Source organism: Mesorhizobium sp. P2_B5 (assembly GCF_056404775.1).
In genome coordinates this window covers 167,053-184,881 of record NZ_JBFUDJ010000001.1, presented here as the reverse complement: position 1 = coordinate 184,881, position 17,829 = coordinate 167,053, and the positions used below count along the sequence as shown (strand labels likewise).

General features: G+C 63.9%; 23 protein-coding genes. 5 read left to right on the top strand and 18 right to left on the bottom strand.

From position 1 onward, the window contains the following. Positions 1-7 precede the first annotated feature (7 nt). The 3 genes from AC1D1N_RS00995 to ykgO all read right to left on the bottom strand — a co-directional run bounded on the left by AC1D1N_RS00995 (position 8) and on the right by ykgO (position 2,038). Entirely contained in the window at positions 8-1,075 is a 1,068-nt protein-coding gene (locus AC1D1N_RS00995; protein ID WP_477346182.1) for an alpha/beta fold hydrolase, read from the bottom strand. A gap of 137 nt (positions 1,076-1,212) precedes the next feature. Continuing rightward, entirely contained in the window at positions 1,213-1,800 is a 588-nt protein-coding gene (locus tag AC1D1N_RS00990; protein ID WP_477346181.1) for a tetratricopeptide repeat protein, read from the bottom strand. 112 nt (positions 1,801-1,912) lie between these two features. Further along, a complete protein-coding gene (ykgO, locus tag AC1D1N_RS00985; protein ID WP_006203764.1) occupies positions 1,913-2,038 on the bottom strand; it encodes a type B 50S ribosomal protein L36 in 126 nt (41 codons plus the stop codon). A gap of 240 nt (positions 2,039-2,278) precedes the next feature. On the opposite strand from ykgO, the gene AC1D1N_RS00980 reads away from it, so the two are divergent. After that, positions 2,279-2,707 (top strand): lysozyme inhibitor LprI family protein, encoded by a 429-nt coding sequence (locus tag AC1D1N_RS00980; RefSeq protein WP_436261736.1) that lies wholly within the window; start codon positions 2,279-2,281, stop codon positions 2,705-2,707. A gap of 45 nt (positions 2,708-2,752) precedes the next feature. Here the strand turns inward: AC1D1N_RS00980 and AC1D1N_RS00975 are convergent, their stop codons facing one another. From AC1D1N_RS00975 to AC1D1N_RS00910, 14 genes are all read right to left on the bottom strand, one after another. Continuing rightward, positions 2,753-3,829: a 5-(carboxyamino)imidazole ribonucleotide synthase gene (locus AC1D1N_RS00975; protein ID WP_436261735.1), complete on the bottom strand. Its 1,077-nt coding sequence runs from the start codon at positions 3,827-3,829 to the stop codon at positions 2,753-2,755. Continuing rightward, positions 3,826-4,323: a 5-(carboxyamino)imidazole ribonucleotide mutase gene (gene purE / locus AC1D1N_RS00970; protein ID WP_436261734.1), complete on the bottom strand. Its 498-nt coding sequence runs from the start codon at positions 4,321-4,323 to the stop codon at positions 3,826-3,828. Before purE ends, AC1D1N_RS00975 begins: the two co-directional genes overlap by 4 nt. 100 nt (positions 4,324-4,423) lie before the next feature. Beyond that, positions 4,424-5,311 (bottom strand): ribokinase, encoded by an 888-nt coding sequence (locus AC1D1N_RS00965; RefSeq protein WP_477346180.1) that lies wholly within the window; start codon positions 5,309-5,311, stop codon positions 4,424-4,426. Next, on the bottom strand, positions 5,308-6,183 hold the full coding sequence (locus AC1D1N_RS00960) for a MurR/RpiR family transcriptional regulator (RefSeq protein WP_436261732.1): 876 nt from the start codon (positions 6,181-6,183) through the stop codon (positions 5,308-5,310). Before AC1D1N_RS00960 ends, AC1D1N_RS00965 begins: the two co-directional genes overlap by 4 nt. Further along, a complete protein-coding gene (locus AC1D1N_RS00955; protein ID WP_477346179.1) occupies positions 6,180-7,169 on the bottom strand; it encodes a sugar phosphate isomerase/epimerase family protein in 990 nt (329 codons plus the stop codon). The genes AC1D1N_RS00960 and AC1D1N_RS00955 overlap by 4 nt, the downstream gene beginning before the upstream one ends. A 65-nt stretch (positions 7,170-7,234) precedes the next feature. Then, complete coding sequence (locus AC1D1N_RS00950; protein ID WP_477346178.1) at positions 7,235-8,122, bottom strand: anti-sigma factor family protein; 888 nt, start codon at positions 8,120-8,122, stop codon at positions 7,235-7,237. Continuing rightward, positions 8,119-8,658: a sigma-70 family RNA polymerase sigma factor gene (locus tag AC1D1N_RS00945; protein ID WP_477346177.1), complete on the bottom strand. Its 540-nt coding sequence runs from the start codon at positions 8,656-8,658 to the stop codon at positions 8,119-8,121. Before AC1D1N_RS00945 ends, AC1D1N_RS00950 begins: the two co-directional genes overlap by 4 nt. 46 nt (positions 8,659-8,704) lie before the next feature. Beyond that, positions 8,705-8,905, bottom strand: a complete 201-nt coding sequence (locus AC1D1N_RS00940; RefSeq protein ID WP_477346176.1) for a hypothetical protein — start codon at positions 8,903-8,905, stop codon at positions 8,705-8,707. A 140-nt stretch (positions 8,906-9,045) separates the two neighbouring features. After that, a complete protein-coding gene (locus tag AC1D1N_RS00935; protein WP_477346175.1) occupies positions 9,046-10,251 on the bottom strand; it encodes an aminotransferase class V-fold PLP-dependent enzyme in 1,206 nt (401 codons plus the stop codon). A 21-nt stretch (positions 10,252-10,272) separates the two neighbouring features. After that, complete coding sequence (locus AC1D1N_RS00930; RefSeq protein WP_436261724.1) at positions 10,273-10,734, bottom strand: RidA family protein; 462 nt, start codon at positions 10,732-10,734, stop codon at positions 10,273-10,275. A gap of 37 nt (positions 10,735-10,771) precedes the next feature. Continuing rightward, positions 10,772-11,566, bottom strand: coding sequence for an amino acid ABC transporter ATP-binding protein (locus AC1D1N_RS00925; protein WP_477346174.1), 795 nt, complete (start codon positions 11,564-11,566; stop codon positions 10,772-10,774). A gap of 4 nt (positions 11,567-11,570) precedes the next feature. Then, positions 11,571-12,221 carry an amino acid ABC transporter permease gene (locus AC1D1N_RS00920; RefSeq protein WP_436261722.1) on the bottom strand — a complete coding sequence of 217 codons (651 nt, stop codon included), beginning with the start codon at positions 12,219-12,221 and terminating at the stop codon, positions 11,571-11,573. Between the two features lies 1 nt (position 12,222). Beyond that, a complete protein-coding gene (locus AC1D1N_RS00915) occupies positions 12,223-12,888 on the bottom strand; it encodes an amino acid ABC transporter permease (protein WP_436261721.1) in 666 nt (221 codons plus the stop codon). Between the two features lie 72 nt (positions 12,889-12,960). Next, positions 12,961-13,842 (bottom strand): transporter substrate-binding domain-containing protein, encoded by an 882-nt coding sequence (locus tag AC1D1N_RS00910; protein ID WP_477346173.1) that lies wholly within the window; start codon positions 13,840-13,842, stop codon positions 12,961-12,963. Between the two features lie 117 nt (positions 13,843-13,959). Between AC1D1N_RS00910 and AC1D1N_RS00905 the strand changes: the two genes are divergently transcribed. Then, a complete protein-coding gene (locus AC1D1N_RS00905) occupies positions 13,960-14,763 on the top strand; it encodes an IclR family transcriptional regulator (protein WP_477346172.1) in 804 nt (267 codons plus the stop codon). A gap of 24 nt (positions 14,764-14,787) precedes the next feature. Here AC1D1N_RS00905 and AC1D1N_RS00900 read toward each other — a convergent pair whose 3' ends face one another. Further along, on the bottom strand, positions 14,788-14,991 hold the full coding sequence (locus AC1D1N_RS00900; protein WP_112559568.1) for a YdcH family protein: 204 nt from the start codon (positions 14,989-14,991) through the stop codon (positions 14,788-14,790). Between the two features lie 240 nt (positions 14,992-15,231). On the opposite strand from AC1D1N_RS00900, the gene AC1D1N_RS00895 reads away from it, so the two are divergent. The 3 genes from AC1D1N_RS00895 (at position 15,232) to AC1D1N_RS00885 (ending at position 17,826) form a co-directional block, all read left to right on the top strand. Further along, positions 15,232-15,411 (top strand): YdcH family protein, encoded by a 180-nt coding sequence (locus tag AC1D1N_RS00895; protein ID WP_095487303.1) that lies wholly within the window; start codon positions 15,232-15,234, stop codon positions 15,409-15,411. A gap of 297 nt (positions 15,412-15,708) precedes the next feature. Continuing rightward, positions 15,709-16,962, top strand: a complete 1,254-nt coding sequence (gene ispG / locus AC1D1N_RS00890) for a flavodoxin-dependent (E)-4-hydroxy-3-methylbut-2-enyl-diphosphate synthase (RefSeq protein WP_477346171.1) — start codon at positions 15,709-15,711, stop codon at positions 16,960-16,962. Positions 16,963-16,965: 3 nt separating this feature from the next. Continuing rightward, positions 16,966-17,826: a transglycosylase SLT domain-containing protein gene (locus AC1D1N_RS00885; protein ID WP_477346170.1), complete on the top strand. Its 861-nt coding sequence runs from the start codon at positions 16,966-16,968 to the stop codon at positions 17,824-17,826. Positions 17,827-17,829 lie beyond the last annotated feature (3 nt).

Sequence of the window (17,829 nt, the reverse complement as noted above, 5' to 3'; positions counted from 1 at the left end):
GAGGCGATCAGGCCGGGGCGAGTTCCGCGTCGGGCACTGTGATGTCGGGGCATTGTCCCTCATTGTAGGCGTCGCCGGCGATCCGCGCCTCCACGGTTTTTGCCAGCGCCTGCAGGTCGACGTCCTTGCCGGCGACTTTCTCGATGGCGCCGACGACGAGGTCTGGTGCGATCCAGTCCGGCTTGTGGCCGAGATTGTGGACCCAGATCAGCTCGGCGCCCGGAATGTCCCTGACAAGGCCGACCGAATGGATCGAGGCATAGACCACCTTGTCACGATCGCCCGAGATGACGATCGTCGGCGCCTTGATGTCGCGGTAATGCGGCGCGGCCCTGAGCGCATAGTCGTAGAGGCCGGCGACATCGATGGCATTGGCGCGAAAAGCGCCGGGACGCAGCACCAGCGGGATCGAGGCGTTGCCGACATAGAAGTCCGGCACCTTGTTGGGCGAAAACACGCAAGCCGTGGCGCCGTTCATCTGCAGTGTGCCGGCCGGATAGGCCAATGTCTCCGAGAACAGCCAGCCAATGATGGGTGTGGCGGTCAGCTTGTAGTACCAGGCGGTCGCGCCGCCCGGCCAGGGGTGGCTGACCGGCGACAGGAAGACGAGGCCGAGCGTCTTGTCGGGGTGCTCGCGACCAAAGGCGGCGGTGACCACGCCGCCGAAGGAATGGCCGACGACGATCGCCTTGTGGATGCCGAGACGGTCCATCAGTTCGGCGATGGTGTTGGCCTGCGCCGACGGGCTCTCATTGTTGCCGGGACCTCGCCCCGACCAGCCGAAGCCCGGCCGGTCGATGAACACCATTTCGGCGCGGCCCTCGAGCAAAGGCCTGATCGGCAGCATTTGATCCCTAAGGTTGGCGCTGGCGCCATGGATGAAGACGATCGCCGGCAGCTCGGCATTTCGTGGCGCCGGCACGTGGACATAGTGGATGCGGGTGTCGTCAATGTCGGCAAATTCGCCGGCAGGCGGATTGCGCCACTCGATCAGCCATGCGCCGGCGCGGGTGACACCGGCAAGGGCAAAGACGAGCGCGAGGAGAAAGGCACAGGCGGCGTAGATGAGGTTCATGAGGAGAGGTACGGGGGTGGAGGGGGATAAGTTTTGGGCAGTAGGGCAGTAGGGCAGTAGGGCAGTAGGGCAGTAGGGCGAGCCATTCCCGGCACTTCACATACTGCCTTACTGCCCTACTGCCTTATTCCCCTGACTCAAATGCCTTCGCCGGCAAGCTCTTCCGACAGCGTCGCGACCTGGTCCTGAGCGCTGCGCATCATCGGGTAGATGGCCAGCACCTTCTGCCAGGCTTCGAGCGCCGATTGCTTGTGGCCGGTGGCGGCCATGATCTGCGCCAGGCCAGAAAGCGCGCCGAAATGGCGTGGTTCCAGCTGCAGCGTCTGGTCGATGTCGGACATCGATTTCCCGAAATTCCTCATCATGTAGTGCACGGTGGCGCGCCGGTTCCAGCCCTCGGCATATTTGGGCTGCAGGGTGACGACCTGGTCGAGGAAGTCGAGGGCGACGTCGAACTTCTGGTCATCCATCGCCTTTTGCGACCATTGCATCATCAGGTCGATCGAGGCGCTTCCGGACTGGAACCATTCGCCCCAGATGCGCCCGGCGATGCGCTCGGCAGCCTTTTCGTTGCGCTCGCGCTTCAGGTCGGCAAACAGCTGGTCGAGCCGGGCTTCCTTGGTCACAGCAACGGGCGGCGTCGTGGCGGCCGGTGGATCATCCGCTCGCGCCGCTGTGGCGCTGAACAGGAAAAAGGCCGAGAAAAATGCAAAAAGAATCCGCATCGTCCGAATCTAACCCCGGACGGCGGATCGTCAAACTGAAATTAGCGTGAAAGTGCCGGATCTCCGGCAAATAACATCACCGGGACGGAGGCAACAGCCTCCGGCCGAAAACTCAGCCCTGACGCGCCTTGTAGCGCGGAGCGGTCTTGTTGATGATGTAAATGCGGCCCTTGCGGCGAACCAGCTGGTTGTCGCGGTGACGCGCCTTCAACGCCTTGAGCGAATTCTTGATCTTCATGGTCTTGCCCGTCGGTCTGGGCCCTGTCCGGGCCGAATTATTAAGGCGCGCCAGAAGACGCGCCTTTGAACTTGCGTGGCTCATAAACGAGGAGCCTTGCCCGTGTCAACCGCAAGCGTGCCGCATAGAGGCTGAGAACGGCTTTGGCCATCAAATATCCGCCATCTCGGCTCGACGCCATTGCGCCGCCGAAGGCGGGCTGGAATGGTGCGGCGCCCGCAAGCTGATTTGGAGAGGTCCATGCGCCTGTTGTTTGTGTCCGCCTGCCTTTCCGTTCTGGCAGCGGCCTCCACCGCACAGGCGCAGGAATGCGACCGCAACGACGACAGCCAGCAGATGATGAACATCTGTGCCGGCGAGGACTATCAGGCGGCTGACGCCAAGCTCAACCAGGCCTACAAGGATCTGATCAGCCGCAACGACGACAAGAGCAGGAAGCTGCTGCAGGTCGCGCAGCGCGCCTGGATCGCCTTCCGCGACGCCGAATGCGCCTATACCACGACAGACAGCGAAGGCGGCTCCATCCATCCGATGGAGGTTTCGCAATGCCTGACCGAACTGACGGAGCAGCGCACCAAGCAGCTGACGTCCGGCGCCAATTGCCAGGAAGGCGACGCGAGTTGCGCCAACCCCGACGAAGACGGAGATCTGAACAACGAGCTGCAATAGGGTCCACGCCCCTCAGGCAAAGCGCGCGCGCTTTCCTGGAATTGCTCAGCTACGCCGGCTGATGCGCGTGAAATGGCCCATCTTGCGGCCTGGGCGGGCCTCCGCCTTGCCGTAGAGATGCAGCATCAGATCGGGCTCGGCGAGCAGAGCGGGTACGCGCAGGACGTCGTCGCCGATCAAATTCTCCATGACGCAGTTGGAATGCCGGCCGGGGTTGCCCAGCGGCAAGCCGGCAATGGCGCGGATATGCTGCTCGAACTGCGAAACGATGCAGGCAGCTTCCGTCCAGTGGCCGGAATTGTGCACGCGCGGCGCCATTTCGTTGGCCAGCAGCGAGCCATCGGCGAGGGCAAAGAACTCGACGCCGATGACGCCGACATAATCGAGGGCCGACAGGATCTTTGCCGCAGCAGCCGGTGCCGCCGCCGCCGTTTCCGGCCTGATCTGGGCCGGCAAAGTGGAAGTGTGCAGGATGCCGTCGCGGTGAACATTCTCGGCCGGATCGTAGGCGGCGACCGCGCCGTCCAGCCCGCGCGCGGCGATCACTGAAATCTCTCGCTCGAAAGCGATGAAGGATTCCAGGATCAGCGGCACATTGCCCATGGCCTCGCAGGTGCCGGCAAAGCCGCCCGTCTCCATGTTGCGGAAGACGCGCTGGCCCTTGCCGTCATAGCCCATGCGGCGGGTCTTCAAGATGCCGCTGCCCGAGAACTCTCTCAGCGCCGCCGTCAGCTCGTCGTCATTGTCGACGGCGCGGAAATCCGCGGTTTTTATGCCGATGCCGTTGAGAAATTGCTTCTCCGCCACCCGGTCCTGCGCCACTTCCAGCGCACGCGGCGGCGGATAGACCGGCACCTTGGCGGCAAGCGCGCTGGCAGCCGCCACCGGTACGTTCTCGAATTCATATGTGACGACGGCGCTGGCTGCTGCAAGTTCGGCAAGGGCGTCCGCATCGTCATAGGCGGCGGTGATCTGGCGGTTAGCGACCTGAGCCGCCGGGCAATCGGCCTGCGGCTCGAGGATAATTGTGCGGTAGCCGAGGCGCGCCGCGGCAACAGCCAGCATACGGCCGAGCTGGCCGCCGCCGATGATCCCGATGGTCGATCCCGCGGGCAGGCTCACGGCCCGTCCGTCGGTTCGGCGGCGACCTTGGCGGTCTGGGCGGCGCGCCAGGCATCCAGCCGGGCGGCGAGCCGCTCATCGTAGAGCGCCAGCACGGCGGCCGCCAGAAGGGCGGCGTTGGCGGCACCCGCCTTGCCGATGGCCAGCGTGCCGACAGGAATGCCGGCCGGCATCTGGACGATGGAGAGCAGCGAATCCTGGCCGGATAGCGCCTTGGATTCGACCGGCACGCCGAACACCGGCAGCGGTGTCATCGCCGCCGTCATGCCGGGCAGGTGCGCGGCACCGCCGGCGCCGGCAATGATCACCTTGTAGCCGGCCGCCTTGGCGCCCTTGGCGAAATCATAGAGCCGGTCGGGGGTACGGTGGGCGGAGACGATCAGCCGCTTGTGAGGGATGCCCAGCGCTTCCAGTGTTTCGGCAGCGTGGCGCATCGTCGCCCAGTCGGACTGGCTGCCCATGATGATGGCGACGTCGGCGCGGTGGTCGGTCAAGCGCATGCTCCCGGCGGCAAAGGCGCGCCTTAGCGGAATTCGGCATCGACGGCAAGGATGCGCGGCGCCTAGTGTCTTTTGGTGACATCAAAATCGGCCGTTAGATACGTTCGGCCTCCGGTGTCGAGACCAGCACGGCCGAAGCGGCGTTGGCAGCAGCAAGGGCCGGCCGCATGGCCTGTCCGCTGGCAAGGGCTGCGGCCAGCGCGCCGACGAATTCGTCGCCTGCGCCATGCGTGCTGACAACCTTGACCGGAATGGCAGGGAGCGCGAAGGCTTCGCCGCTCCGGTCACAACAGGCGACACCTTCGCCGCCCGCCGTGACAATTGCCGTGGGGCAGAGATCGACAAGGCGTCGCGCAGCCTGCGCCGCACCGTCGAGCGTTTCGACCACCGCCATGCCGGCCAGGAATTCGACCTCGATGGCGTTGACGATGAGGATGTCGACCAGCGCAATCAGATCATTGGAGAGTTTGCGGGCCGGAGCCGCGTTGAGCACGACCCGGCCGCCCCTCGTTTTCACCGCGCGCGCGGCGGCGATGTTGGCGGCCTCAGGCACTTCGTTCTGCAGCAGCAGCACCGCCGTCTGGGCCACCACTTCGGAAGCCGAGGCAATGTCGGCCTCGCCCAAAGTGAGGTTGCTGCCCGAGACGATCACTGCGCCGTAGTCGCCTTCTGCGTCGAAGATCGCGACGCTCATGCCGGAGACTGTATTTTGCGCGACACGCACACAGCTGTGGTCGACGCCGGCGCGCGTGAGATTGGCCAGCAGAGCCGAACCGAAATCATCGTCGCCGACTGCTCCTATCATCGCCGCGCGAACGCCAGCGCGTGCCGCCGAGATCGCTTGATTGCCGCCCTTGCCGCCGCATTTCGGGTGCCAGGCGTGACCGGTTACCGTCTCGCCCTTGCGTGGCCGGTCAGGCGCATCGACCATGATGTCGTAGTGCAAGCTGCCAAACACGGTGACCAGGGGCGAATTGCTCATGAGCCGCGTTCTTTTCGTTTTGATTTCACCGCCGACATGGTGCGGCCAAGATTGCGCTCCGCCGCCTGGTAATCGCGCTGCGCCACCGCTACGAACAGCGCGTCGAGTATATTGAGCTGTGCAATGCGTGCCGCCGCATTCTCTCCCATTAATGGCGAGCCCTGCGCGGTCGAACACAGCACGATGTCGGCTAGCCCAGCGAGTGGAGAACTGTCGTAGTTGGTGATGGCCAGAGTGCGCGCGCCATTCTTGCGGGCCAGCTGGATGGCGTCGATCACGGCCGACGTGTTGCCGGAATGCGAGAACCCGACGGCGATGTCGTCGGCGCCGAGCAGCGAGGCCGACATCAGCATCATGTGCGAATCGTCATAGACCGACGCGCGGATGCCGATCCGCAGGAATTTGTGCGAAACGTCGCGTGCGATCTGCGCCGAACCGCCGACGCCGTAGAAGTCGCGATTCCTTGCCCTGTAGAGCAAATCAGCAGCGCGATCGAACTCCGCGATATCAAGGATCGCCAGCGTCTCTTCCAGAGCCTGAATTGAGGTGCGGAACACTTTTTGCACGATTTCCGCGGGCCCGTCATCGGACGACAGTTCCTGGTGCATCTCCGCCGTCGGCAGGCGGCTGTATTCATAGACGGCGGTGCGGAACTCGCGATAACCGGAGAAGCCCAGCTTTTTGGCGATCTTGACCACCATCGCCTCGGACACGCCCGACTCCCCGGCGATCTCCTTCAGGGGAATGCTCTCGTCGAAGCGGCGCCGACCGAAGACGGTCTCCACCACCTTCGCTTCCAGCGGAGTGAGGTTCGGCATCATCATGCGGATGCGCGGACCTACCGCTTTCAGGTCCAGCCCACTCAGGCTCATATGTCCGGTCCGAGCATGATTTCCTGGATGATGGCCTGCGATGTCACCGCGTCCTGGCTGCTTATCGCGGCGGATAGACGGTTGTCGCGGTCAATCCGGTCGACGATGTGCAGCATGCGTTTGACGGTGGCGATGTTGACTTCGCATTCCTGCACCGGATCGAGCCCCGTCACGTCGGGGAACGTGTCGAAATAGATTGCGCCGGCGTAGCCGTCGCGCCGGATCTGGCGCAGCAGTTCGATGGTTTGCAGCGTGTGCACCGCGCCAACCATCAGGCCGTCGTCGCGCTTGGCGTAGCCATCGTTGAGATGCACGCCTAGCAGCTTGCTGTGGCGGGCGATCAGGGCGGCGGCAAAGGCCGGCTGCTCGTCGGCATAGAGCACATGGGCGAAATCGAGCGTGACGCCGAGATTGGGAAGGCCGACATCGCGGATTGCCAGCAATGTCGTCGCCGCATCCGGCATCAGGCTGTAGGAGCGGGGTTCATTGGGTTTGTATTCCAGGCTGATCTGGCAATCCGGATCATGCGCGGCGACTTCACGAATTCCTTCAATCTCGTGTTCCCACATCACCACATAATCCGCCTGGAAGGCGTAGTCGAAACCATCCTGGCCAAGCCACAGTGTCATCAGGTTGGCGCCGGCCTCGCGCGCAGCATCGATGCCGGCCTTGGTTATGTCGATGGCCTCGCGGCGCACCGCCGGATCGGGATTGGTGAAGGCGCCGAGCTTGAAAGCCGGATTGGAATAGTAGCGCATGGCGAAGCCGTTGATGCCAAGGCCGAGATCACGAAGCTTACGGGCGATTTCGGCAGGCTTTTCGCCGACATGGTCGGGAAAATTCAGATCGACGTCGGTCAACCCGGCAACCTTCGCGGCGCGCGCGGCCATCTGCATGAGCGACGGCTTCCCGGTGAGATCGGGCCACTCGGCCTGTGGGCGCGAGGCGAAGGAATTCAGGCGCGTGGCGAAACGATTGGCTGTCATGGTCGACCCTTTCGGCGACCACGACTTCACACGAACTAAGAATTTTGTAAAGTTTCAATTTGGTGTCACACCGCTGCCTTGCGGAAGCGGGCGACGAAATCGTCGAGTTCGGGGCGCTCCATGTCGGAGATCGCCCAGTAGGAGAAGGCGCCGTCGCCCCAGTGCACCATGGAGAAGCCGCCCGAGGAAACGTCTTTCGGTTGTGTGACGCGACCGCCTTGCTGCGGCTCGGCCACCAGCGTGATCAGGTGCTCGCGGTGGCGGTAGACCAGCGCCGGCACGGGACGGCCCGAGACCACCTCGACCCGGCCGCCGATCAGCGCGAAGCCATCCGTGGCAAGATCGGGCGCCGGCGGCGACACGCCGATGCGAGCATCGAGCCATGGTTTCACCGTGTGGCGGTCGGACGAGACGATGTCGATCGGGCTGGCGGCGAGCAGGCTGCGGCGATGGTCGCCGGCGATCTCTGCTGCGATGCGGTCCGATGCGGCATTGAACATCACCCATTGCGTGGCGCCGCTGGCCAGCACTGCGGTCATGACAATCGTCGCCGCGATGGCGCGCCAGTCGAAGGAGCCGAAGCGGCGCACCCTTGGCGATGGCCTCGCCTGGGACGGCCGCGTATCGGTCGCTCGCCGTTGCTGGGCTGCACCGGCGATCAATCCCGGCAGCAGCGTCGACGGTGCCTCGTCCTGCGGCCGTTGTGCCGATGCCGTACCGATCGCCGCGATGCTGGCCCGAAAGGCATCGCTGACATCGGGGCGCGGCAAGCGGCCGACCGCGCCTTGCAAGGCAAGGATGCGGGCATGCTCGGCGGCAAGCGTCGGATCGGCGGCGATGCGGCGTTCCACGGCAAGTGCGGCGGCCGCATCGAGTTCGCCATCAACCAGAGCGTGGATCATCAGCCTGATGCCTTCGGGATCGTTGGGCAGTCCGTCATCATGGGCGGTCATGGCGCTCTCCCCAGTTCGGACGCAAGCAGGCCGCGAGCCCGCGCCAGCCGTGACATCACCGTGCCGATCGGCACGCTGAGCATCGTCCCTATATCGCGGTAGCTGAGGCCGTTAATGTCGCGCAGCACCAGCGTCTCGCGGAACGGCTGCGGCAGCGCGGCGATCGCAGCTTCCAGCGCCGCCGTATCGGCCTTGGCGATCAGGCTCGCCTCCGGGCCGTCCTCGTCCGGCACACTCGTGCCGTGTGCGGCGGCCATCTCGTCGAGATCCCCGAGGTCGCCGACGGCCAGCATGCCGCGCGGCCGGTTGCGTGACATCCAGGTGTAGGCGGTGTTGCGCACGATGGTCAGCAGCCAGGCGCGCGGGTTGCCGCCTGCGTAGCCGGCTATGCCGGCATGCGCCTTGATGCAGGCGTCCTGCACGACATCTTCGGCGTCGGCGGCATTGCCGGTCAGCCAGCGCGCAAGCACAAGCGCGTCGCCGAGATGCGGCAGCACCACTTCGTTGAAGCGTTCGGCCAAGGCCCTCTCGCTCAAGGCAGCACCATGATCGGACACTCCAGGACGAACAGGCCTTGCGCTCTCAGCCAGTGCCGGTCTCGCCCTGCTTGTGCGGGCGAACCCCGCAGAAACAGGCAAAGCCGCCTGCAGTAGCGAAAGTGAATTCATCTGCGTCACCGGTGTCAAGCGCCATGGAAAGGGGACTGGTGACGCTCATGCGGTCCAGCGCATGACGACGGCTGGTGCCGTGGCCATGATCGCGATCCAAGTAATGATGCGGCATATCCGTCTCCTCAACGCCAGCGATGGCGTATGCCGAGAAGACCTGCTTTGACGGCGGTTTATTCCCGAAGCGTGCAAATCCGGCTGTTCACAGTCGCGTGATCAGCCGGTTGCATCGGCTTTGTCTGCCCTGGTTGGTGCTCAATCCGGCCAGCGCAAAGCACCCGACGAATCCTTTCGCGGCTGTTTCATCGCATCCGCCGGCCGCTCGGCCGCCGTCAGCACGGCGCGCAGGCGCTCGGCGACGATCTCGGCCTCGCCGGGGTGCAGATTGCACGGGTCGAGGAAGAAATGGCCGCGCTCGACCTCGTGGTTGCGCACGATGATCGGCGGCGAGCCTGCGGCAAGTGCCGAGGCAAGGCCGGCGGCGGTGAAGCGGCTTTCGGGCGAGACGAAGATCTGCAGCCGGTCAAGTGGATTGGCGGTCGGGTCGGGAATGATGTGGGCGGCGATGCCCGGTATCCCTTGCAGCGCACCCTTCCAGAGATTGAGCGCCGCTTCCTCGCGCCGGCGGATGCCGGCATGGTCGCGCTTTTCCCAGGCTTCCAGCGCCGCCATTGTGCCGGCAATGCTTTCCTTGCCGGCCTTCATGGCGCGGGCGACGCCGCGGTTCTGCAGATAGGCGGCGCGGACAAGATCCTTGCGGCCGGTGACGATGCCGCTGGTCGGCCCCGAGAGGAATTTGTGGCCGCTGTAGACGACGATGTCGGCGCCGCGCGCCAGGAAACTGCGCAGATCATATTCGGAAGCCGCGTCGACGATCACCGGCACGCCCCTGGCGTGGCAGATCTCGCAGAACTCCTCGAGGGAAAGCATGCCGTATTGCACGGTGTGGTGCGCCACGACGTAGAGCGCTGCCGCCGTGCGCTCGTTGATCGCCTCGCGCACATGGTAGTCCTGGGTGACGCTGACCGTGCCCGCCGGAATGACCTTGGCGCCGGCCACGCGGATCGACTGGTCGATCGGCGCGCCGTAGTTGACGATATGGCCAAGCTGAATGACGACTTCGGACTTCAGCCCTTCGGTGTCATCGGGCAGCCGTTCGATCGCCAGCAAATTGGTGCCGGTCATCGCCCCGGCGATCGCCATGGTGATGCCTGAGGCGCAGCAGGCGGTGATGAAGCCGGCCTCGCCGCCGGTCAGCCGGGCGGTGATCACGCTTGCGGCCCGCTGCAGATCGTCCATCTCCACCCATTGCGAGGCGATCTCGGCCATGGCGCTGATCGCTTCGGGAACGATGATCGAGGCGCCCAGCGTCGTCATCGTGCCGGAGACGTTGATGATCGGCCGCAGCCCCAGCCGTTCGCGGATCGTGGTGTTGGAGCCGGTGTCGGAATAGGTTTTCATGTTCAGCAAATCCCTTGGCTGTCAGGCAGCGATCTCGACGACCGCTTCGATTTCGACGGTGATGTTTCCAGGCAGCGAGCCGACGCCGATCGCCGAGCGGGCATGGCCGCCGATCTTGTCGAAGACGTTGGCGAACAGGTCTGAGCAGCCGTTGACCACCTTCGGGTGGTCGCTGAAGGTCGGCGTCGCATTGACGAAGCCGAGCAATTTGACGACGCGCACGATGCGGCCGAGATCGCCGGCGGCGGCATGCATGACGGCCAGCAGGTTGAGGCCCGTGAGTTGCGCATGCTCATAGGCCTGCTCGACGGTGACGTCGTCGCCGACCTTGCCGGTGCACAACGTGCCGTCGGCGCGCAGCGGCCCCTGACCTGAGAGAAAGATCAGCCGGCCGCTTTCGGCATGGGTGACGAAATTGGCGATCGGTGTCGGCGGCTCGGGCAGCGTCAGGCCGAGTTCGGCGAGCCGGATGTAAGGCGTCATGGAAGAATTCTCCTTGGGGCGGCTTCAGCCGCCCACGTCAGAACTGCGAGGCGCGGAACCGCGCCAGGAAAGTGCGCAGGCGCTCGTTGGTGGTCTCTTGGGCGAGAATTTCCTTCGGCGGGCCGACAGCGCTGACACCGCCATCGGCCATGAAGACGATGCGGCTTGAAGCGTCGCGGGCAAAGGCCATCTCGTGGGTGACCATCACCATGGTCATGCCGTCTTCGGCCAAGCTGCGCACAACGGCCAGCACCTCACCGACCAGTTCGGGATCAAGCGCGGAGGTGATCTCGTCGAGAAGCAGGATCTTCGGCTCCATGGCGACGGCGCGGGCAATGCCGACGCGCTGTTGCTGGCCTCCGGAGAGTTCCGCCGGCAGGCTGTCGGCCTTGTGGGCCAGGCCGACGCGGCCCAGCCAATGCTCGGCGATCTGGCGCGCCTCGGCCTTGCTCTTGCCGCGCACCTTGATGAGGCCGAGCATGATGTTGCCGGCGGCGGTGAGGTGCGGAAACAGGTTGAAGCTCTGGAACACCATGCCGGTCTCGGCGCGCATGGCGGCCAGGTCGCGCTCGCTGCGCCGCTGGCGCGCGCCGGCTTCGCGAAAACCGACCTCCTTGCCGTCGATACGGATCGAGCCTGAGTCATAGCTTTCGAGGAAGTTGACGCAGCGCAAAAGGGTCGTCTTGCCGCTGCCCGAAGGCCCGATGACGGTGACCACCTCGCCCTTCTCAACCTTGAGGCTGATCGAGCGCAGCACCTCGACCGAGCCGAAGGCTTTCGAGACCTCGGCAATATCGAGAAGCGCTGGAGTGTCGTTCGAGCTTGTGGCCATCGTGCTAGTCCCGGATGAAGGCGAAGCGCCGTTCCAGACGCCGGCTGGCGTAGGAAAGCGAATAATTGACGGCGAAATAGATCAAGGCGCCGAGGATATAGAGCGGCATCGCCTCATAGGTGCGGCCGATCACCTGGTTGATTGCCTGCATAAGGTCAGTGATGCCGAGCAGCGAGACCAGCGCGCTGCCCTTGACCGCATCGGTGACGCCGTTGATCCACGGCGGCAGGAAGCGGCGGAAGGCCTGGGGAAAGATGACGGAGGTGAGCCGCTGGCGAAAGGTCAGGCCGATCGCCATCGCCGCCTCGGACTGGCCTTTGGGAATGGAGCCGACGGCGCCGCGTACATACTCCACCACCTGCGCCGTCTTGAACAAGGTCAGCGCCAGCACCGCTGCCCAGAAGGATTCCAGATGCAGACCGGCCGCGGGCAGGCCGTAATAGACGAAGAACATCAGCACCAGGATCGGGATGCCGCGGATGGTGTCGGAGAAGATGCGCACCGCCCAGCGCAGTGGCGCCGGGCCGTAGACCAGGCCGACGCCGAGCGCGACGCCGGCAATCAGCGACAGCACCACGACCAGCAGCGATACCCACAGGGTCACGGCGAAACCCTGGGCGAGGAACGGCAAGGCGTAGAGGATTTGGCCAATCATGTCAGCGCGCCGTCCTGAACCGGCGCTCGACCAGCCGCAGCCCGAACAGCAGGGCGTAGCCGGTCACCAGATACATCGCCGTCGTCACCAGGTAGACCTCGACGATGCGGAAGGTGTTGAAGTTGATCCACTGGGCGCCATAAGTCAGTTCGGGCACGGAGATGACCGAGGCGATGGACGTGTCCTTGAACAGCGAGATGAAGGTGTTGGACAGCGCCGGCAAGGTGATGCGCAGCATCGTCGGCAGGCGCACGTGAACCAGCCGCTGCCAGGGCGTGAGCCCGATCGCCTTGCCGGCATCGAGCTGCCCGCGTGGCACAGCTTCGAGGCCGGAGCGGAACACCTCGACCAGATAGGCGCCGCTGTAGACCGACAGCGTCAGCACGAACGAGGTCGGCGCGTCGTAGGCGAGATCCACCACGGTCGGCACGCCGTAGAAGACGAGATAGACCAGCAGGATCAGCGGCACGTTGCGGATGAACTCGACATAAGCCGCGATGATGGCGCGCACCACGCGTCCGGCCGAGACGTACCAGACCGCCAGCACTAGGCCGATGACGATGCCGATGGCGATCGAGATGACGGCGAGCTCAAGGCTGAGCAGCAGGCCGCCCCATAGCTTGTCGAAATGCCGCCAGATCAGGTTGAAGTTGAGCGTGTAGCCCATGCGTCTCCCGCAATGCCGAGGAACGTCAAAGAAGAGGGTGGAAGGGTGCCGGGCACCCTTCCACAGGCTGCGTCAGATGACCGGGAAACCAGGATGCCGCGCCGGCGGCTCCAACCCGAAATAGTCCTTGAATGCCGCGTCGTAGAGCGCCGTTTCATGACCGAACATTGCGGTCGCGAAGGTCGTGTTGACGAAGGTCAGCCAGTCGAGATCGCCTTGCCGGAGCGCGGCGCCGTAAAGCATCGAGAACCAGCTCTTGCCGGCATCGAAATACTTGTCGGGATTGCGCGAGGCGAGCCAGCGGACCGTCGAGAGATCGACGGCGGCCGCGTCGACGCGCTTCGATTCCAGCGCCTGGAGCACATTGGCCTGGGTGTCGATCTGCATCACCTGCGACTGCGGCAGGACGAGATGGACGTTCTGCTCGGCATCAACGTTCTGCAGGATGGAAATCCGTGTCGCCGAACCGCCGGCGAGCAGCTTGTCGAATGTCTTGTTCTCGGCTGTCGGAAGCGTCAGCAGCGCGACACCCTCGACGTAGTACGGCCTGGAGAAGTTGATCAACTGCGAGCGCTGGGCAGTCATGGTCATGAACTGGATGGTGATGTCGACCTTGTTGGTGGTGACATTGGGGATGCGCTGCGCCGGGTCCTGCATGACGAACTCGACCTTGGTCGGGTCGTCGAAAAGACCCTTGGCCAGGATATGGCCCATGGTGATGTCCATGCCGACGAGTTCGCCGGCATCGTTCTCGAAATGCCAGGGCGCGTTGGTGCTGCCGGTGCCGACGATCAGCTTGCCACGCTCCAGAACGGTGCGCAGCAGGCTGTCCGGTGCAGCCTGTGCCGCCGCCTTCTGAACGTCGACCGAGGCGCCTGCGCCTATGACTCCGGCCGTGGCGAGCCCGGCCATTCCTAATTTCAGAAAATCACGTCTCTTGGATGTGTCGTTCACTGCGACCTCCTTTTCGTGTGTTCCCCTTTTTCAGGTCCATGCTCTTTTTTGCAATTTGTCTCTTACAAAAGACACATGTACCTTGTACAAGACAGATACTAACATCAGGAATCAGTAATGCAAGACGACATTGGCGTTAAAGATCGACCGGACTTCAGCCCGACCGAGGACAAGACCCCCGGCTCTCGCGAGAAGGGTCTCAACCGGGTGCTCGAGATATTTGAGTTCCTGCACACCACGCAGCGTGCGATCGGCATTGGCGACCTCGCCAAGGGCGTCAACGCGCCGCGTTCGACGACCTACACGCTGGTGCGCTCGCTGGTCGATGCGGGTCTCCTGGAGATGGAGGGCGACGGCAACAGGGTCTATTTCGGCAAGAAGCTCTATCTCTACGGAATGGACTATGTCCGGGGCAACGACCTGCTCCGCAGGGGCCGGCAGGAGGTCGACAATCTGTCACGCGAGACCGGCGAGACCTCCGAATTGTGCATGCTGCAAAGCGGCCGCTACACCATCGTCCATTCCAGCCCCGGCACCAGGCCGTTCCGCATCAGCTCGGCCACCGGCCTGCAGATCCCGCTGCCGTGGACGGCATCAGGGCGGCTGCTTCTGGCCGGGTTTGAGAGGGCTACTATCCAGGACATGGTGTCGGACGACGACCTTTTGCTGCCGGATGGCCGCAGGCTGCAGCTCGACGATTTCATCGCCGATATCGCGACGGCCAGGACGACCGGCTATTGCATCACCTCGGGGCTGGTCGACGCCTACACCAAATGCCTGGCCGCCCCGGTGTTTTCCGTCACAGGCAAGGTTGAGGCAACGATGTGCCTGGTGGTTCCGATCGACACCGCGAAGGAAAAGACCGACGAGCTTATTGCGCTGTTGCGTGAACGCGCCGCAAGGCTTTCGATCCCGGGGTAAGGGGTCAGGCTCCGAGGCTATCGCTCAGGCGATGATGTCCGGAATGATCTTGTCTTCCAGCGCCATCAGCCGGTCCTTGAGGAACAGTTTTTTCTTCTTCATGCGTTGGATCTGCAAGGGATCACAACCCATGGCGATCATCGCATTGATGGCCGCGTCGAAATCGGCATGCTCTTGTTTCAGCCGAGAAAATTCGAGGCGAATATCAGCCTGTTCCTGTTCGGACATTATCTACCGTCTGCACGTCTGCGGCGCCCAATGATGGGCCTGATTGGGCGGGACCGGCGGAGTTTTGTAGCCGGCGCGGAGCCAATACCACATTTCACATTGTCGTGGAATGCTACCACGCAGCATTCGACATCGCCGCCAGATGGTGGCAGAGTGTCATGGTGCCGTCACAGATGCGACCTGCGGTGGACGTGCCTTTGACGGCTGCAATCGAGGAAACCATGAAAGGGAGAACCAATCATGTCTCTTGCATCCCATCTTGATGAGTTGCAGCGGAAACACGGTGATATCGAACGCGAAATCGACGATGCGATGAACCATCCATCGGTCGACGACCTCGAAATCGTGAATCTCAAGCGACGCAAGCTGGCACTCAAGGACGAGATTGAAAAACTGAAGGCGAAACCGACGACACATTGACGCCCTTCCTGGATTAGACGCGCCGCCTAGGCGCGTATCCATCGCTCCGGTGGCGGCACGCCGCCGGAGGCTTGTTCTTGTTACTGATTCCGACACTGTTGGCCGGTCGACACCGTCTGTGACGGGTCGCCGCGCCACGGCGATTTGGCGGGCCGGCCCGCCTGTCGCCATTGACAAGCCATCTTTGCTCCTCCACCTCATGCCCGAACCTCAGCGCAATGCGCTGATAACTGTTTGAGCGTAGGTTTGCGCGTCAACGCGAACGCAGGTCGCTCAGGAGCTCAAGAGGCTGCCGGCATGACCGGATATTTTTCCTCCCCCTTTCCGCGCCGCACCTCGGTCGGCGTCGATGTCGGCGGTGTGACCGTCGGCGGCGACGCGCCGGTCGTCGTGCAGTCGATGACCAACACCGACACCGCCGATATCGACCAGACCGTCGCGCAGGTTGCGGCGCTGCACCGCGCCGGCTCGGAGATCGTGCGCATCACCGTCGACCGCGACGAGAGTGCCGCCGCCGTGCCGCGCATCCGTGAGCGGCTCGAGCGGCTCGGCATCAATGTGCCGCTGGTCGGCGATTTCCACTATATCGGCCACAAGCTGCTCGCCGATCATCCGGCCTGCGCCGAGGCACTGGCCAAATACCGCATCAATCCGGGCAATGTCGGCTTCAAGGACAAGAAGGACCGCCAGTTCGCGGCGATCGTCGAAATGGCGATCAGATACGACAAGCCGGTGCGCATCGGCGTCAATTGGGGGTCGCTCGATCAGGAACTGCTCACCCGGCTGATGGACGAGAACCAGGCACAAGGCTTTCCGCTGACGGCGCAGGAGGTTACCCGCGAGGCGATCGTGCAGTCGGCGATCCTCTCGGCCGAAATGGCCGAAGAAATCGGGCTTGGCCGCGAAAAGATCATCCTGTCGGCCAAGGTCAGCGGCGTGCAGGATTTGATCGCCGTCTATACCGAGCTTGCGACCCGCTCCAACCATGCGCTGCATCTTGGCCTCACCGAAGCCGGCATGGGCTCCAAGGGCATCGTCGCCTCGTCGGCCGCCATGGGCATCCTTCTGCAGCAAGGCATTGGCGACACCATCCGCATTTCGCTGACACCGGAGCCTAACGGCGACCGCACGCGCGAGGTGCAGGTGTCGCAGGAGCTCTTGCAGACCATGGGCTTTCGCCAGTTCGTGCCGATCGTCGCCGCTTGCCCCGGCTGCGGCCGCACCACCTCCACCGTGTTCCAGGAGTTGGCGCAGAACATCCAGGCCGATTTGCGCAAGAACATGCCGGTGTGGCGCGGAAAATATCCCGGCGTCGAGAACCTCAAGGTCGCGGTGATGGGCTGCATCGTCAACGGCCCCGGCGAATCCAAGCATGCTGATATCGGCATATCGCTGCCCGGAACCGGCGAGACGCCGACGGCGCCGGTCTTCGTCGACGGCAAGAAATCGGCGACGCTGCGCGGTCCGTCGATCGCCGCCGATTTCGAGAAAATGGTCGCCGACTATATCGAGCAGCGGTTTGGACAGCACGGCAAGGCCGCAGCGGAATAGGCCGTGCGGGGGCTGTTTAAAGCCGCTGTGGTCCTGCTCTGCGGGCTGGGTTGCGCCGGACAGGCACTCGCCGATCCACCACAATCGCGCTCAGCGGCGAAACGGTTGATCGGCCGCGTTTGCGACCTGATCGAGACGCATGCCGAGCAGAACGGCCTGCCCAAGGATTACTTCGCCCGGCTGATCTGGAAGGAAAGCCGGTTTGATCCCAATGCGGTGAGCCCGGTGGGCGCTGAAGGCATCGCCCAGTTCATGCCGGGCACGGCCAAGATGCGCGGGCTGGCCGATCCCTTCAACATCGAGCAGGCGATCCCGGCCTCGGCAAAGTATCTGGGCGAAATGAAGCTCGCCTACGGCAATCTCGGCCTGGCTGCGGCCGCCTACAATGCTGGCGAGAACCGCGTGTCGCGTTGGCTTGGCTCCGGCGGTTTCCTGCCGATGGAGACCGAGAGTTATGTCTTCGATGTCATGGGTGAGCCGGTCGACAAGTTTTCCGACAGCGCCTACGCCGGAACGGTCGAGCCGCTCGATGCCAAGACCAGCTTTGCCGTCGCCTGCCGCAAGCTGCCGGTGATCATGTCCAGAACCGTGGCGATGGCATCGATCAATGTGAAGCCGTGGGGCGTGCAGGTGGCCGGCAATTTCCGCCGCGGTGCGGCGATCAATCAATGGCTGAGGGTGCGGAGCCGGTTTCCGGCGCTGCTGTCCGGGCATGATCCGGTGGTCAGCCGGGTGCGCACGCCGATCGGCCGGCGCGGCATTTATGCGGTCAGGATCGGTGTCGACGACCGCGCTGCGGCCAATGTCATCTGCCAAAAGCTGCAGAGCGTCGGCGGCGCCTGTATCGTCGTGCGCAACCGGTAGGCA

What these genes read in the sequence shown, in the direction of transcription:
- AC1D1N_RS00995 (WP_477346182.1), bottom strand. Translation starts at nt 1,075, where the DNA reads ATGAACCTCATCTACGCCGCCTGTGCCTTTCTCCTCGCGCTCGTCTTT.
- AC1D1N_RS00990 (WP_477346181.1), bottom strand. Translation starts at nt 1,800, where the DNA reads ATGCGGATTCTTTTTGCATTTTTCTCGGCCTTTTTCCTGTTCAGCGCC.
- ykgO (WP_006203764.1), bottom strand. Translation starts at nt 2,038, where the DNA reads ATGAAGATCAAGAATTCGCTCAAGGCGTTGAAGGCGCGTCACCGCGAC.
- AC1D1N_RS00980 (WP_436261736.1), top strand. Translation starts at nt 2,279, where the DNA reads ATGCGCCTGTTGTTTGTGTCCGCCTGCCTTTCCGTTCTGGCAGCGGCC.
- AC1D1N_RS00965 (WP_477346180.1), bottom strand. Translation starts at nt 5,311, where the DNA reads ATGAGCAATTCGCCCCTGGTCACCGTGTTTGGCAGCTTGCACTACGAC.
- AC1D1N_RS00960 (WP_436261732.1), bottom strand. Translation starts at nt 6,183, where the DNA reads ATGAGCCTGAGTGGGCTGGACCTGAAAGCGGTAGGTCCGCGCATCCGC.
- AC1D1N_RS00955 (WP_477346179.1), bottom strand. Translation starts at nt 7,169, where the DNA reads ATGACAGCCAATCGTTTCGCCACGCGCCTGAATTCCTTCGCCTCGCGC.
- AC1D1N_RS00950 (WP_477346178.1), bottom strand. Translation starts at nt 8,122, where the DNA reads ATGACCGCCCATGATGACGGACTGCCCAACGATCCCGAAGGCATCAGG.
- AC1D1N_RS00940 (WP_477346176.1), bottom strand. Translation starts at nt 8,905, where the DNA reads ATGCCGCATCATTACTTGGATCGCGATCATGGCCACGGCACCAGCCGT.
- AC1D1N_RS00935 (WP_477346175.1), bottom strand. Translation starts at nt 10,251, where the DNA reads ATGAAAACCTATTCCGACACCGGCTCCAACACCACGATCCGCGAACGG.
- AC1D1N_RS00930 (WP_436261724.1), bottom strand. Translation starts at nt 10,734, where the DNA reads ATGACGCCTTACATCCGGCTCGCCGAACTCGGCCTGACGCTGCCCGAG.
- AC1D1N_RS00925 (WP_477346174.1), bottom strand. Translation starts at nt 11,566, where the DNA reads ATGGCCACAAGCTCGAACGACACTCCAGCGCTTCTCGATATTGCCGAG.
- AC1D1N_RS00920 (WP_436261722.1), bottom strand. Translation starts at nt 12,221, where the DNA reads ATGATTGGCCAAATCCTCTACGCCTTGCCGTTCCTCGCCCAGGGTTTC.
- AC1D1N_RS00915 (WP_436261721.1), bottom strand. Translation starts at nt 12,888, where the DNA reads ATGGGCTACACGCTCAACTTCAACCTGATCTGGCGGCATTTCGACAAG.
- AC1D1N_RS00905 (WP_477346172.1), top strand. Translation starts at nt 13,960, where the DNA reads ATGCAAGACGACATTGGCGTTAAAGATCGACCGGACTTCAGCCCGACC.
- AC1D1N_RS00900 (WP_112559568.1), bottom strand. Translation starts at nt 14,991, where the DNA reads ATGTCCGAACAGGAACAGGCTGATATTCGCCTCGAATTTTCTCGGCTG.
- AC1D1N_RS00895 (WP_095487303.1), top strand. Translation starts at nt 15,232, where the DNA reads ATGTCTCTTGCATCCCATCTTGATGAGTTGCAGCGGAAACACGGTGAT.
- ispG (WP_477346171.1), top strand. Translation starts at nt 15,709, where the DNA reads ATGACCGGATATTTTTCCTCCCCCTTTCCGCGCCGCACCTCGGTCGGC.